10 protein-coding genes are annotated in these 14,186 nt (G+C 59.9%); 4 read left to right on the top strand and 6 right to left on the bottom strand.

Features of this window, described 5'->3' with window-relative positions:
- The first annotated feature begins 156 nt into the window (after positions 1-156).
- Both DXD49_RS06615 and DXD49_RS06610 read left to right on the top strand, forming a co-directional pair.
- Positions 157-3,855, top strand: coding sequence for a DUF4430 domain-containing protein (locus DXD49_RS06615; protein ID WP_158564872.1), 3,699 nt, complete (start codon positions 157-159; stop codon positions 3,853-3,855).
- Positions 3,856-3,864: 9 nt separating this feature from the next.
- Positions 3,865-4,773, top strand: coding sequence for a DUF4430 domain-containing protein (locus tag DXD49_RS06610; RefSeq protein ID WP_233541760.1), 909 nt, complete (start codon positions 3,865-3,867; stop codon positions 4,771-4,773).
- Positions 4,774-4,932: 159 nt separating this feature from the next.
- Here the strand turns inward: DXD49_RS06610 and DXD49_RS06605 are convergent, their stop codons facing one another.
- The 3 genes from DXD49_RS06605 to DXD49_RS06595 all read right to left on the bottom strand — a co-directional run bounded on the left by DXD49_RS06605 (position 4,933) and on the right by DXD49_RS06595 (position 7,948).
- On the bottom strand, positions 4,933-5,340 hold the full coding sequence (locus DXD49_RS06605) for a GtrA family protein (protein ID WP_022095123.1): 408 nt from the start codon (positions 5,338-5,340) through the stop codon (positions 4,933-4,935).
- Between the two features lie 217 nt (positions 5,341-5,557).
- Entirely contained in the window at positions 5,558-5,953 is a 396-nt protein-coding gene (locus DXD49_RS06600; RefSeq protein ID WP_117637315.1) for a GtrA family protein, read from the bottom strand.
- Between the two features lie 78 nt (positions 5,954-6,031).
- A complete protein-coding gene (locus DXD49_RS06595) occupies positions 6,032-7,948 on the bottom strand; it encodes a fructose-1,6-bisphosphatase (protein WP_117794548.1) in 1,917 nt (638 codons plus the stop codon).
- Positions 7,949-8,268: 320 nt separating this feature from the next.
- On the opposite strand from DXD49_RS06595, the gene DXD49_RS06590 reads away from it, so the two are divergent.
- Positions 8,269-9,159 (top strand): DegV family protein, encoded by an 891-nt coding sequence (locus tag DXD49_RS06590; RefSeq protein WP_117734466.1) that lies wholly within the window; start codon positions 8,269-8,271, stop codon positions 9,157-9,159.
- Between the two features lie 80 nt (positions 9,160-9,239).
- Here the strand turns inward: DXD49_RS06590 and DXD49_RS06585 are convergent, their stop codons facing one another.
- Entirely contained in the window at positions 9,240-10,331 is a 1,092-nt protein-coding gene (locus tag DXD49_RS06585; RefSeq protein ID WP_117734467.1) for a hypothetical protein, read from the bottom strand.
- A 193-nt stretch (positions 10,332-10,524) separates the two neighbouring features.
- Here DXD49_RS06585 and DXD49_RS09655 point away from each other — a divergent pair, with 193 nt between their 5' ends.
- On the top strand, positions 10,525-10,695 hold the full coding sequence (locus tag DXD49_RS09655) for a hypothetical protein (RefSeq protein WP_158557554.1): 171 nt from the start codon (positions 10,525-10,527) through the stop codon (positions 10,693-10,695).
- Between the two features lie 24 nt (positions 10,696-10,719).
- Here DXD49_RS09655 and DXD49_RS06580 read toward each other — a convergent pair whose 3' ends face one another.
- Both DXD49_RS06580 and DXD49_RS06575 read right to left on the bottom strand, forming a co-directional pair.
- Positions 10,720-11,823 (bottom strand): RsmB/NOP family class I SAM-dependent RNA methyltransferase, encoded by a 1,104-nt coding sequence (locus DXD49_RS06580; RefSeq protein WP_117794547.1) that lies wholly within the window; start codon positions 11,821-11,823, stop codon positions 10,720-10,722.
- Between the two features lie 148 nt (positions 11,824-11,971).
- Positions 11,972-14,122 (bottom strand): class I tRNA ligase family protein, encoded by a 2,151-nt coding sequence (locus DXD49_RS06575; RefSeq protein ID WP_117794546.1) that lies wholly within the window; start codon positions 14,120-14,122, stop codon positions 11,972-11,974.
- Between the last annotated feature and the right edge of the window lie 64 nt (positions 14,123-14,186).

The raw sequence follows: 14,186 nt of genomic DNA, 5'->3' as shown, positions 1-14,186 counted from the left end.
TCGCCCCCCATCTTGCACGCGACCGCGGCTCATGCCGTCGGTGTGCATAGGGCTCTGGAGGGAAGGGGGACCCCGATGGGGGTACTCGAGCGCAACATGCGCGATGACGCGGGGCAGCCTCAAGGCAACGCTCCAAGTACAGACAATGGGGGACAAATGGATATGTTTGAGGACGAGCGCGAGCGCGCCTCGTTGCATCGCCGTGGCGCGATTGCACGCGGTGTAGCCAAGCGCGGCCTGGTGGCATTCCTGGCCTTCGCGATGGTCTTTGGCACCACGCCGGCTCAGCTGTGGGCCGAGGGCGCCGAGGGCATTGCCGAGGCTGTGGCTCAGGCTGCGACGCCGAGTGAGGGCGCGGGGGCCGCGGGCGGTACTGCCGACCAGGGCAAGGCCGAGGTTTCGGATTCCGGGAGCGCGCCTGCAGCTAGTGCCGACACAACAGAGGCAGCAGCTGGCGACGAAGGCTCGGCGACGGGGGAGAGCCCTGCCACGAGCGAGCAGTCTTCGACGGCGCCCACTGGCCAAGCAGGATCTGCCGCCGCGGCTGCCGTCCAGACAGAGAACCCGACAGAAACCGGCGATGTCGCCAAGAAGCAAGTCGAGGTCTCGTTCTCGATTATCGGCACCGATGCCGACGGCAAGGCTCAGACCTGGGTGGCACCTACGCAGCTCAAGCTCGACGAGGGCGCGACGGCTGCGGACGCCTTCGTTAAGCTGCAGGAGAAGACGGGCTTCAAGGCGAAGTACGAACCGAACACGGCATACGGTTTCTACCTCGAAAGCATCACATCCCCCAGCGATGGTCGCACGCTTGCCTACGATCCGACGACTGATGCCTTCTGGCAGCTATTCGTCGACGGCGTGTCTTCCTCGGTTGGCGCGAGCGGCGTCAAGCTCACCCAGGGGCAGAAGATTGAGTTTGCCTATACGGCTGGTAGCGCGTCCCCTGTCGTTAAGGACCAGGTTGCCGCAAATGTGACCGTCATTGGTCGCGATGCACAGGGCAAGACTCAGACCTGGGTCGACAACGCGCAGTATGTGGTGACGTCCGGTTCGAGCGCGCTTGACCTTACGAAGGCCGCGCTCGAGGCGAATGATATTGACGCCGTTGCTGCGGGCTCCTTCATTCTGAGTCTTAAGTACAACGGTGTTGAGCTGGGTACGCCCCAAGATTATTCGACCTATTGGCAGCTGTTTATCAACGGCAAGTCGAGCGACTACCCGGCAGACAATGTCACCATTCATGCTGGGGATACCGTTACGTGGTTCTACGGTGGCTGGGGCGACCAGTTGCCCTCCGATTCTGTCCATGCTTCCGTTCAGGTCCTCGGTAAGGACAAGGACGGCAAGCAGCAGGTTTGGGCTTCGACGGGCCAGACGAGCCTCAAGGCAGGCTCCACCGCTAAGGATCTACTTGAGCAGACTGGTCTTGAGCTTGTTACCAGAGAAGAGTCTTGGGGCTGGTACCTCAGCGGAATTAAATCGCCGCTTGACGATAAGACCTATGAGTATGATCCTGCGACCGGCAGTTATTGGCAGTTTTATGTAAATGGCAAGTCCGCCACGGTCGGTGCCGGCAACTATGAACTCACAGAGGGTGACGCCGTCACCTTTATGTATGGTGCTGACGCCGATGCCCTTCCCGGTCAGGTTCTTGGGTCTGTCGATGTTATCGGCCCCGATGTCAACGGCAACAATACTCGCTGGGGCTCGGCAAGCAATGTTTCTTTGCCCGAAGGCTCTACTGCCCAGAACCTTGTTGAGGCGGTTCTGAAGGCCAAGCGCGTTACGTACAACGGCTCCCAGAGTGGTGAGTACTGGTTCCTCAATTCCATCAACTCGCCGTTCGATCACAAGCCGTATGCCTGGGATGCTGCGACCAAAAAATACTGGCACCTGTATATCAATGGAGAGTCCTCCTTACTCTGCGCCAACCAGATTACGCTCAAGAGCGGCGATAAGGTTACGCTTGCCTATACCACCGACGATTCGCCCATGCCCGATCCCGACAAGATTGTCGTGGATCCGAATGCGACGACTCCTGATTGGGATGCCGAGTGGGCCGGCTACGGCAACAGCGGCAACGGTACGTCCGTAACGGATGCCAAGACGCCTGCGCAGGCCGCCGGTCTTAAGTGGGCCTTCGATTGGAAGGCCGAGTCTGGTCAGCAGTATGCCAACTGCAGCGAGCCTGTCATCGCTAACGGCTTTGTGTACATCGCGACCGAGAACGAGCTCATTAAGATCGATTCGTCCACGGGCAAAAAGGTTGCCTCTGCGCCGCTTGCCTCCAAGGTGAGCTATACCTCTCGTCCGATCTATACCAATGGCCTTATCATCGTTCCGCTCAACGGCGGTGCGGTCCAGGCGATTACTGCAGACAAGCTGATCTGCAAGTGGCTGACGCCTGGTTTGACGGACTTGACGCAGAGCTCCTGCACCGTCGTTTCGGACGGCGAGTACGTCTATGTAGGCTCGGTCGATATTTCGTATGACGAGAATTACATCGCGACCTACGGCAACGGCTCCTTTGCGCGCATTAAGATTGCCACGGGCGAAGTTTCTTGGCAGAACATCGACCCTGCCGAGGGCTATTACTGGACTGGTGCGGCTTTGACGGACAAGTATGCCATCGTTCCTACGAGCGCGGGTACGCTTAAGTGCATTGATAAGACGACGGGCGATGTCGTTTCGACCATGAAGCTCAGCGCCGTCGCAAATGCCGATTGCATTGCCGATCCGTCCAATGGTTCGACCTTCTATCAGATGACGCACGACGGAAAGCTCCATGTGATTTCGCTCTCGGCGAAGGGCGTGTTGAGTGAACAGAATACGGTCGATCTGGGCCTTACGAATAATCTGAGCGCCCCTGCGGTGTCTGGTGACAATCTGATTGTCGGCGGACAGACGGCTACTGGCTCTGCTCTGGTTCTCTATAACCTGAAGACGGGTAAGACCACGATGGTCGCTGCTGCCGACGGCAAGGCGCTGCCGGCTGGCCTCAACGGTATTGCTGCTACTCCGCTGGTGAGCGTTCAGGGCGGCAAGACCTATGTGTACTTCACTGTTAACAGCGCGGATAGCAAGGATTACGTCAACTACTCTGCTGGTGGTGGCGTGTATCGCTATACGCTCGGCGATGCAGAGGCGACGCAGATTTATGATGCGGCTGGCCATTACCAGCACTGCGACTCTCCGGTCATTGCCGATGCATCTGGCAACCTGTACTACATCAATGATTCGGGCACGTTGTTTAAGCTTGGAGCTGTCGAGTCTTGGACGGTTGCCTTTAATTCCAACGGCGGGTCTGCTTGCGATACTAAGTTTGTTGCTACGGCCGATGGCAAGCTGGTCAAGCCGGCCGATCCGACGCGCGACGGCTACACTTTCGGCGGTTGGTATGCCGATGAGGCTTGCATGCAGGCGTATGACTTTAGCACGCCGGTGACGGCCGACCTGACGCTGTATGCCAAGTGGACCAAGAATGCCACCAACCCTGGCGGTAATGGCGGCGCTGGTTCCAATGGCGGCAGCGGTTCTGGTACCGGTACTGGTTCCGGCGCTGGCGCTGGCGCGGGTTCTGGCTCCGGCTCGAAGGGCGGCGCTATCGCCCCGGGTCATAAGCCGACGACCAAGACGACGGTGTCGATCAAGACCGAGACCAAGGACAACAAGTCCGACAAGAAGTCCGATTCCAAGTCCGATACGGGTGCTGCTTCCACGACCACTGCTAAGAAGTCCTCTGGTGCTTCCGAGCAGGAGGCTGGCACCAACCCGCTCGCCATTGTTGGCGTTGCCGCCGGCGTCATCGGTCTCGCCATCGTCGGCGTGTTCGTGTTCACCAAACGTCGGTAGGTGAGGGCTGTGTCCAATAAATCCAAGGACGCTGACCCCAAGCAACCAGATTCCTCGTTCATTCAGTTCGACGATGCAAAGCAAAAGGGCGCCGCTTCGGCGGCGTCCACCCCTCGCCGCAAGGCGCTCCTCGGCGTTCTGACTGCCGCGTGCGCCATTCTGATCGTCGTCTCGCTGGGCTTCGTCCATCCTTCCGAGAGCGGCGCCTGGTCCATCGACTGGATCGTTCAGACCGTGACGGGGGAGAGCGTTGTCACCAAGGACACCAAGGCGTCTGGCTCGACTACGACTTCGGGCGAGACCAGTTCCAAGGATTCCAAGTTATCGAATGACGCAAAAGATGAGTCCAAGGACTCTGATGGGTTCAAGTCCAAGGACGATTCCGAGTCTTCAAACAAGGAATCGGATAAAAGCTCGGATAGCAAGAAGTCCGATGGTCAGGACGGCAAGAAGTCTGGAGATAAATCCGCTGTCCAGAATACGGGAGCCGGCGATACTTCCAATGTGTCTGGCGGTGCTTCTTCGGGCGGCGGTCAGTCGTCTGATGGAGCCTCCAGCTCTAATGGCGGAAGCGCTCCCTCGGGCGGCCAGGGCGGCTCGCAGGAGTCCAACTACGTAACGGTGACGGTTTCGGTCACATCGAGCGCCGTGGGCAATCCTGTGTCTTCTGGTGGCACCTTCACCTTTAACGAGGGCGCTACGGCCTACGATGCCCTGTGCGCGCTGGGCCTTTCTGTCAACGCACATGGCTCGTCGTACGGCACGTATGTCTCCGCGATTGGTGGTTTGGCCGAGAAACAGTACGGCGGAACGAGCGGCTGGATGTACTCCGTCAACGGCACAACGCCCATGACGGCCTGCAGCAACTACGTTCTCTCCAACGGCGACAACGTGGTCTGGTATTACGTTGCAGGCTAGAGGCCTCGACATAGCGCGCCGGACGGGCGGTTCGGACTAACATCCGGGCCGCCCGTTTTTCATGCGAATTGGACTGGGTCGCCGGGGACCTCGACAAATAAAAAACCGGTTGGAATGGGAATTCCAACCGGTTATACATTCAAGCAAATAGTGAATCGACTATGAGCGAGCGCCTTCGAGGAAGAAGCGGCGGCTAAAGTAGTTGTACCAGGTGACCAAGAACGTGGCGATGGCCTTCATGGCCTGGTAGCCGATGCTCAAAAACGTGACGCCCACAAACATGTACAGGTCGTTGAGACCCAAACCGATCACCGACAGGATGGTGAAGATCGTGAACTCGCGCTTGCGGCTCATGCCCTCGCGGTGGTCGAACACGTACTTCATGCTGAGCCAGTAGTTGACCACGACGGACGTGATAAACGAAACCGTGGTGCTCATCAAAAAGTCGAGGTGGAACAGCTCGACGAGCGCAATGAGCATGCCCCAGTCGATGCCAAAGGAGATAAGGCCCACGACAGCGAACTTGAGGAACTGCTTGGTATGAGGTTGTGCCAGTGCCTTGCGCACGTAATCACATCCAATGCGTTGATGAATCGAGCAACGAGTTACTTTAGAGCTTTTGAAAGGGAAACGTAAGGTCTTTGGCAAGAACTATACGAACTCGCCAAATATTCAAGAGGTAATCCGCGAGCGTTACAAATTTGCCCGTAAACGAGCAAGGCCCACGGACAACGCCGTGCTCGACGAGCGCTGTCCGTGGGCCCCGTAGCGCAAGGATGTCGAGCTACTTAGTCTCCTCGCCCTCCAGGAAGATCTTGCGCGTTACAAAGTTGTAGACCATGACCAGTGCGGTAGCGCAAATCTTGGCGATATTGGCCTCGAGGCCCAGACCGGCGTTGAGGGCCAGCACGATGCCGTCGTTGAGCGCCAGGCCAATAACGGACAGCACGACAAAGATGATGAACTCGCGGCGGCGGCTCATGCCCTCCTTGTGTGCAAACACGTACTTCATGCTCGCAACGTAGTTAAAGATGAGCGAGACGATAAAGCCGCTGGTGTTGGCGATCAGGATGTTAAGGCCCAGACCGTAGTGGAGCAGATTCATGATGCCAAAGTCGATGACGGTGGCAATGACGCCGACGACGCCAAACTTCATGATCTGCGCAAGGAGCTTTTGCATGGTACCTGCCTTAGGGTGGCGCCGCTGCGCCGCGGGGATGACAAACTCAGCAAGTTTAGCCAATCCCCGCAAGCGAGGCTAGGCGCGCTTCTCGATAGCACCGTTTCTATATGCATCGAGCAGTTGGCGTAGGTCCTGGATCTGGCTGCGGATCTTGGCGCCGGTATCGGTGTCGCTCACCATGCGGCGACGGTCGGCCTCGTCAAAGCGGTTGGTCTCGCTTTCGATATCGATGTTGCGGGTGAGCGCCTCGGCAACGGTGGTAAAGGCCTGGTGCGACTTGAGGCGGCATCCTCGCGAGCTCGAGATGAGCGTATAGCCGGCGATGCCCGTTTTGGGATGGTAGGCGCGACAGAAACCGCCGTCGATGACCAGCAGCTTGCCGTTGGCGCGGATGGGCTGCTCGCCCTTGGTGGTCTTGACCGGGGTGTGGCCGTTGATGATGTGGCCCGTCGGCGAGCAGGCCATGGGGGCGACGCCAAACTCGCGCATGATGTCGTCGCAAACGGACGAGGACGTGGTGAGCGTATAGTACGGGTCCATCGGCTCGACCCACGTGCTCTTGTCGGCGATGTAGGCGCGCTCGAACGTGCGCACCACGCGTCCGCTGGCGGGCGAGTTAAAGCCAATCCACAGGTACCACATCCAGTCGAGGGCATCGCGGTCGCCGACGCGCCAGGCGCGGCGGGCGATATGGTCGCAAAAATCAAAATAATCGCGGCCGGCGTGCCAGGTGCCCAGACAGTTCATGCTGCCAAAGGTGCCGTCTTCGTTGAGCGGTACGCAGCCGTGGAACAGCAGATTCCCGTTGGCGACCTTATACAGGGAGCCGTGGGTATAGAGGAAATCGATGTGGCGATGCAGGTGATCGGCGGTGACAAACTCGGATACGAGTTTGTCGATGATGTGCTGTTCCTCGGGCGTGAGCGTGTAGGGGTCCGCAGGATCGACGGTGGGGAAGTCGTTGGTCGTGAGCGGCCATACGCTGCCGTCGGCAAGCGTGACCGTGCCGGTGTCGTGGTCGATCTTGTCGAGCAGCAGACGGTCTGCCATGTCGAACTCGGGGTGGCGCTGGATAATCTGGCCCTCGAGCTTAAAAAGCAGGACGTTGATGGCTTTGATCAGCGGGCTGATGGGCTCGCCGGAGGTATAGGTAGCGTCGGCGAAGGCGACAAGCTCACGCAGCGAGATGCCGTAGTCGTTCTCGAGAATCTCGTAGTTGTCGTAGCGCAGGTTGTTGCGCAGCACCGTGGCGATGCAGGCGGGCTCGCCGGCGGCGGCGCCCATCCACAGCAGGTCGTGGTTGCCCCACTGAATGTCGAGCGAATGATAGGTGAGCAGGCGATCCATAATCTTGGCCGCGCCGCCACCGCGGTCGAAAATGTCGCCCACCAAGTGCAGATGGTCGACGGCGAGGCGCTTGATGAGTGAGGCGAGCGACTCGATAAAGTCGTCGGCGCTGGCGGTCTCCAAGATGGATTCGATAATGCGCTCGTGATAACGCACGCGGTAGTTGTTCTCATCCGGATGCGTGTGCAGCAACTCGTCGATGATGTAGGCGTAATCGCGTGGGATGGCCTTACGCACCTTGGAGCGGGTATAGCGGCTCGAAAGCGAGCGGGCAACCACAATGAGTTGGTCGAGTATGGTCTTGTACCAGGTGGGCGAGTCCTCGCGCCGGCCGCGGACAAGATCGATCTTCTCGCGCGGATAGTAGATGAGCGTGCACAGCTCGCCCTTTTCGTCAAAGGAGAGCGTGTCGCCAAAGATCTCGTCGACATGCTCGCGCACGACGCCCGAGCAGTTGTTGAGGATGTGCATAAAGGCTTCGTACTCGCCATGCACATCGCTCATAAAATGTTCGGTGCCCTTGGGTAGGTTGAGGATGGCCGAGAGGTTGATGATCTCGGTGAACGCGGATTGCTCAGTGGGGAACTGTCTCGACAGCAGGCGCAGATACTTAAAGTCTTGCGGGTTGCGATCGAATGCGACCATGAAACACCTTCCGATGTGGTTGGTAAAACTGATAAACAGCGTCAAATGTTTATCAGTATGCGCCGCTTTTGTTTCGATTGGGGATAGGCGGCCGAATTGTTGGCCGAACGGTTTGATAAATCGATTTAGTTGAGGTAGATATGGCGGTTGGATGGAGACGAAAGAGGGTGTTTTCTCAGATATTTATGCGTGGGGTCGGTGGAGACGATGGTGGTAAAGATGTTCGCTATCTTTGGCTCTATTTGGTAAATAGTGAACATATGTACCGTATGTAGGCTCACTGTGCGATAATTTGCGCAGCAATGAGTAAGGAGCCTCATATGAGTGATTTTGTCCTGACCTGTGAATCTGCCGCCGACCGAACTCGGGAGTTCTTTGCGTCGCGCAATATCCCTGTCGTGTGTTTTCATTACGAGATCGACGATGTTGTCTATACGGACGATCTGTATCAGTCAATTACGCCGGACGAGTTTTTTGCCCAGATTGCCGCGGGTGCCATGCCCAAGACGTCTCAGGTGAGCGTGGGTGAGTATGAGGAGTTTTGGGAGCCGATTGTTGCCGAGGGTAAAGACGTGCTGCACCTGACGTTGTCGTCGGGTATTTCGGGCACGTATGGATCGGCCTGCGTTGCGGCACAGATGCTCGCGGATCGCTATCCTCAGGGCGGCAAGGTGCGCGTCATCGATTCGCTGGCGGCGTCTTCGGGCTTTGGCCTGTTGCTGGAATATGCCGCCGACGTGCGCGATAGCGGGGCTTCACTCGATGAGACGGCTGCCTGGATCGAGGAGCACAAGCTCAACCTGCACCACTGGTTCTTCTCGACCGATCTGTCGAGCTACCTGCGCGGCGGTCGCATTTCGGCTGCGAGCGCGATCATCGGCACGGCGCTTAAGATTTGCCCACTTATGACGGTCGATTGCGAAGGTAGGCTGTCGCCACGTGAAAAGATACGCACTAAGAAGCGCGCGATTTCCGAGATGGCTAAGACCATGTTGGCACACGTGCAGGACGGTGCGGATTATTCGGGTAAGTGCATCATGTCGCACTCGGCGTGCCGAGAGGATGCCGAGGCAGTTGCGGCTCTGATTGAGGAACAGGTTCCGCAGCTCAAAGGCAAGATTGAGATCAACAGTATCGGTGCTCTGATTGGTTCGCACACCGGGCCTGGTACGGTGGCGCTCTTCTTTATGGGCGACAAGCGCGTGGATTAATTTGCCCCATCACGTCGCCGCATGATTGCTCAAACGAAAACGGCCCGCCTCACGTTTGTGGGGCGGGCCAAGTTGTTTTGCTAGCGTTTCTTTCCGCGGAAGAAAAAGCCGTGTAGTGACGGCTTGAGGCCGCGGTTGGCGCGACGTTCCTCAACGCGCTCGTGGATCGAGGCGACGCGCTCGATGACCTCGTCGGGAATTGGCACGTCGGGATTCATATTCTCGACCTGACTGACCTCGGCGGCGGCGACCTGATCAATAATGGGTACATTTTCGCGCGAAATAACGGGCGTGGCGTCTTCCTTCATCTTGCGATAACGCTGCATCATGTCGGTCTGTAGCTGTTGTGCCGAAGGCGGCGTCCAGATGATGGCGTTGGCGCCGGCGGCGATGGTCTCGCGAATGCTTTCGGGCGTCTTGCCGCCCGGCGCGATGAGCGGCAGGTTGGGATAGTGCTCGCGCAGCTCGCGCAGGACCTGCGGCGTGTTCTTACCGGCTGCGATGTTGAGGATCTTGGCGCCGGCGCGCACTTTGGCGTGAGCATCGTCGTCGCAACGAACGACCGTGGCGATGACGGGGATGTCGGCGATGTTAGTGATGTGCTCGACCATCTCGGCGGTGGCGGGGGAGTTGACCACGCAGCCCGCCGCGCCCTGCATCTCGGAGACGGCTGCCATCTGCACGGAGCGCTTGCCGGTGGTGGTGCCACCGCCCACGCCTACAAAGACCGGGCACTCGGCGACGGTCAGCAGCGCCTGCGTAATGGCGGGCTGCGGCGTGAAAGGGTAGACCGCAAAGACAGCATCGGCATTGGAGTTGCGGATAACCGCGACATCGGTGGTGTAAATGAGTGACTTGATGCGGCGGCCAAAGAGCGTAAAGCCGCTGGCCTCCTCGATCTCATCGGGCATGCGGAGGGCCGCCTTGCGCAGACGCCCGTCGATGGGCAGCGGCTCCATGGGCAAAAGGCCATTGGGAGTTACGGCTACCTGGGGCTCGGTAAATTCGTCCGCAAGCTCGACCTCGGAAAAATCGACCGAGGCGACGATGTCCTCGTGAACCTCGGCGGGAACATCGATGGGGGCTTGGTCGTTTGTCGCGGTGGGCGTGTCGAAGGAGCTGGTGCCGACGAAGGCGTCGACGCGCTCGTTTAGATCGTTGAGGGTATCCATGGAGGCTCGATTCTATGTGATGACGGCCGGCAGGGTGCCGGCAGCGCTGTGCTTGCTAAATCGTTTGACGAGTTGATTTTTCCCCGCCGCGTCATCCGTTAGACCGAAGGGCCGGCGAACGTGAAGGAGCTGTGGTGGCGGGAATCGAGGTGCTATCTTGAAAGTCCCGTATGCAAAAGAAAGGTGACGCGGTATGGAATTCTCGGCAATGTTGGGCTCGATTGGCCTGTGTGTGGGCGCAATCGTTGCCGCCGCGGTCATCTACTTTGTGGTCACGGCCATTAAGGGTAAAAGGGCCGAACGCAAGGAGCGCGCGATGCTTAAACAGCATCGCGACCAGCAGGGCAAACGCGCACGGAGATAGCTTGTTGAGTTTTGGATCCGCGCGCTAGCTGCGTTTTCGGATCAGGGCAATGTAGAAGCCCTCAAAGTCGCGGCTAGGCGGAATGGTGAGCGTGCCGGGCATACCGTTGGCGACGGACGAGACATGGCCGGCGGCGATGGCCTCGGTGAGGGCGTTGGACTCGATACGTGGCTCCTTACCAGCTTCCTGGGCGCGGCGTGCCTCACTTTCGCTTGGCGTGCCGTCGAGGGGGATGAGCTCGCAGTCCATATGCTTGTCGAGGGCCTCTTGCAGGGCATCCTCGTTTTCCTGCGGCAAGATCGAACAGGTTGAATAGACCAGCGTGCCACCCGGTTTGAGGGCCCCCAAGGCGCGGTCCAGAAGCGCGCGCTGCGAGCGGGCGCATTTGTTGAGCAACTGCTCGGTGAGGCCGCGTAGGCTCTTTTCGTTGTCGCTGATAACGGTGCCCGTGCCGGTGCAGGGGGCGTCGAGCAGGATACGGTCAAAGCGGAAGAACTCGTCAAGCTCGCGCGCGTCAATGCGCATGACAGGCACGTTTTTGGCGCCTTGGCGGCCCAAGTTGGCCTCAAGCTTTTCGGCGCGGGGAATGCTCATCTCGCAGGCCGTGAGGTGTGCCTGTCCCTGGGTGAGGGCGGCGATCTGCGTCGTCTTGCCGCCAGGGGCTGCGCACATGTCCAGGATGTCCTCGCCTGCCTGGGCGCCCAGGACCAACGGCGGCATCATGGACGACAGGCTCTGCAGATAGATTTTGCCGTCGCGGTAGATGTCGAGGTCCCACAGATCGGATACCTGAGCCTCGGGCAGGATAAAGGCGTCTGGGTACCAGGCGACGGGGTTGTGGGCGATGCCGGCTGCGTCGAGCGCCGCAGCGATGTCCTCGGCTGTTGCCTTGAGCGTGTTGGCGCGCAGCGTGACCGGGCGTGCGGCTGCGGCGCCAAAGCCTTCGATCATAAGCTCGGCATCGGTGGGCGCATAGGCGCCGGCGACCGTGTCGACCATAAAGCGCGGCAGGTCGACGGCGGAGGGTTGGGTGGCAAGCTGGTCGGAAAGCTCGGTGGCAGCAAACTGCCTAAGCTTGAGCTCAGGCTTAACCTGCTTTTTCTGCTTACGACGACGCGGCTTAGACATCCGTCTTTCCTTCCTGCTCCACTCAAGTAGTCAATTTGGGACGGGGCTTTTTTAGCTACCCCGTCTGTTTTGGCAAGCGCTGCAGCCAAGGATGGGACGGGTAGCTAAAAGCCCCGTCCCAAATTGACTACAGTGCCCTACTGGTTGTCTAGTACTGGCTCTCGTGCTTGCTAAAGAAGTCGAAGCGCGGGGGCAGCGGCTTCACGCGGTGCTCGCCGGGCTTCTCGCCCAGGCTCTCCACAAACTCGTCCGTGGAGGCAAAGATGTTATCCCAGCTAAAGAAGGCGACCGGGTCGACGTCGAAGTACTCGCAGATGAGCTCGCAGCCGGCCGGCACAATGCCGTGCATGAGGACGGTCGCCACGCGTAGCTCGGCAAAGGCGTCGATGAGGGCCTGCGTCATGGCGGCGTTGGCCTCGGCGCCCTCGAGCTTGTTGGCGGCCTTGGAGGCGTCGCTCCAGCGCTTGTTGGCGGCACGCAGGTAGTCGTCGCACACGGCGAGCGCGCGGTGCGTCTCGAACTTGTACATGGCCTGCTCAAAGGCAAGGGCGGCCTGCTCGGCAGCCTCGACCACGGCGGCAGAGGCCGCGCCGGCAGGAATGCAGCCGTTGCGATAGGGGCTCTCGTCGCCTTCCTTGACGGCAACGCCGTAGAAGCAGCTGCGGGCCAGGCGGTTGAACACGCCGGTCAGCAGCGCGCTCTCCTTAAGGGCCGGGTCGATAACGCGCTTATCGTCGCAGGCGCGCACCTCGTTGCCGTCCTTGTCCTTGCCGGTCACGCGCGTGTCGTATGCCTTGGGGCTAAAGCTCACCGGCTTCTCGGACAGGCCGAGCGACAGCCAATGCGCGCGCATCTGCTCGCAGGTGTAGTGGTTGAGCAGATCGTCTGCCGGCGGGGGAGGCGTCTGCGAGGACGAGCTGGCCTTTTTGCCCATGTAGAGCAGGTGGTAGCAGGCACTGACGGTGCTCTGCGTGAGGTCCCAACTCAGGGCCTCCCACATGGCGGTCTGCGCGATGCAGTAGAAGTAGATGTTGTCCTGACCGATGAACTGGTAGATCTGAGCGTCGTCAGAGCACCACCAGTCGCGCCAGTCGAGCGAGCTGTGCTGGTAGGTGGGCACGGGGACCTGCGTGGAATCGGCGGCTGGCTCGCCCATGAGGGCGGCATCCTGGGCGGCAACGCCCTCGGTCACGCCGGCGGCTTTGGCATCGCGCGCGAGCACGGTACGCGTATAGCTGATGGGCGCCCACAGGCTCTCGGGCCAGCACCAGCAGGTGACGTCGGTCACGCCGTCGACCTCGGGCACCGGAACGCCCCAGTCGATGTTGCCGGTGATGCGGAAGGGCACGAGCGCCTTGCCGCTGCGGAAGCGCACGCCACCGTTGGCGAGCACTGCGTGGGCATCGTCGCGCTCCTTCCAGCTGGGGAAGGTGACGGTAAAGCTGCTCTTGTTGCCCTCGGGCTCCAGCACGGTGTGCTCGGGAAGCTGATCCTCGACGGCATCGAAGGCCTCGCGGAACTTATTCTGAATGTAGAGCTGAGCCGGCAGCAGCCACTCTTCCATGGTTTTGGAGACCACGGAGCGAACCTGCGGGTTCTGGGCGAGCTTGGCGGTATAGGTCTTCATAAAGTCGAGGTAGGCCGGCAGGTCAAAGTAGAGGTTGTCGACCGGGCGCAGCTCGGGCACCTCGCCGGTGAGCTGGCTCTTGGGCGCGATGAGTTCCTCGGGCTCAAACTGGTGGCCCAGGTCGCACTCGTCGGCATAGGCCTTCTCGGACTTGCAGCCCTGAATGGGGCAGCGGCCGATCACCTGGCGGCCGTTGAGGAACGTGCCGGCCTTGGCGTCGTAGAACTGCAGCGTGGAGCGCTTGGAGATGGTGCCCTGCTCGTGCAGGCGCTCGATAATCTCGGCGGTCACCTCGTTGTGAATCTGCACGGCCGGCTCAAGACCCGAACCGCCGTAGATATCGCAGCTGATGTTGTAGTTGTTGAGGGTCGCGGCCTGGCGGGAGTGATTGGACTCGACATACTCGCCGATGGACTTGTCGAAGCCCTCGTTCTCCTTGAGCTTGCGGTAGCTCTCCATGATGGGCGAGCCGTAGCAGTCGGTGCCCGAGGTGAAGATGACGTTCTCGCGGCCCAGGCGGTCGCGCAGGAAGCGGGCGAAGAAGTCGGCCGGGACAAAGACGCCGCCGACGTGGCCAAAGTGCAGGCCCTTGTTGCCGTAGGGCTCGCCAGCGGTAACGATGGCGCGGCGCGGCCAGCTGGGACGGTCGTTCATGGAGTATTTAGATGCCATGGGACTCCTTCGCATAGGTGAAAGCGCGGCCGGCGCAAGGCCTGGCGGCGCGGTGGTCAATTCG

Source organism: Collinsella sp. TM05-38, from assembly GCF_003466445.1.
In the GTDB taxonomy this organism is placed as follows: domain Bacteria; phylum Actinomycetota; class Coriobacteriia; order Coriobacteriales; family Coriobacteriaceae; genus Collinsella.
This window is presented reverse-complemented; position numbering and strand designations above follow the sequence as displayed.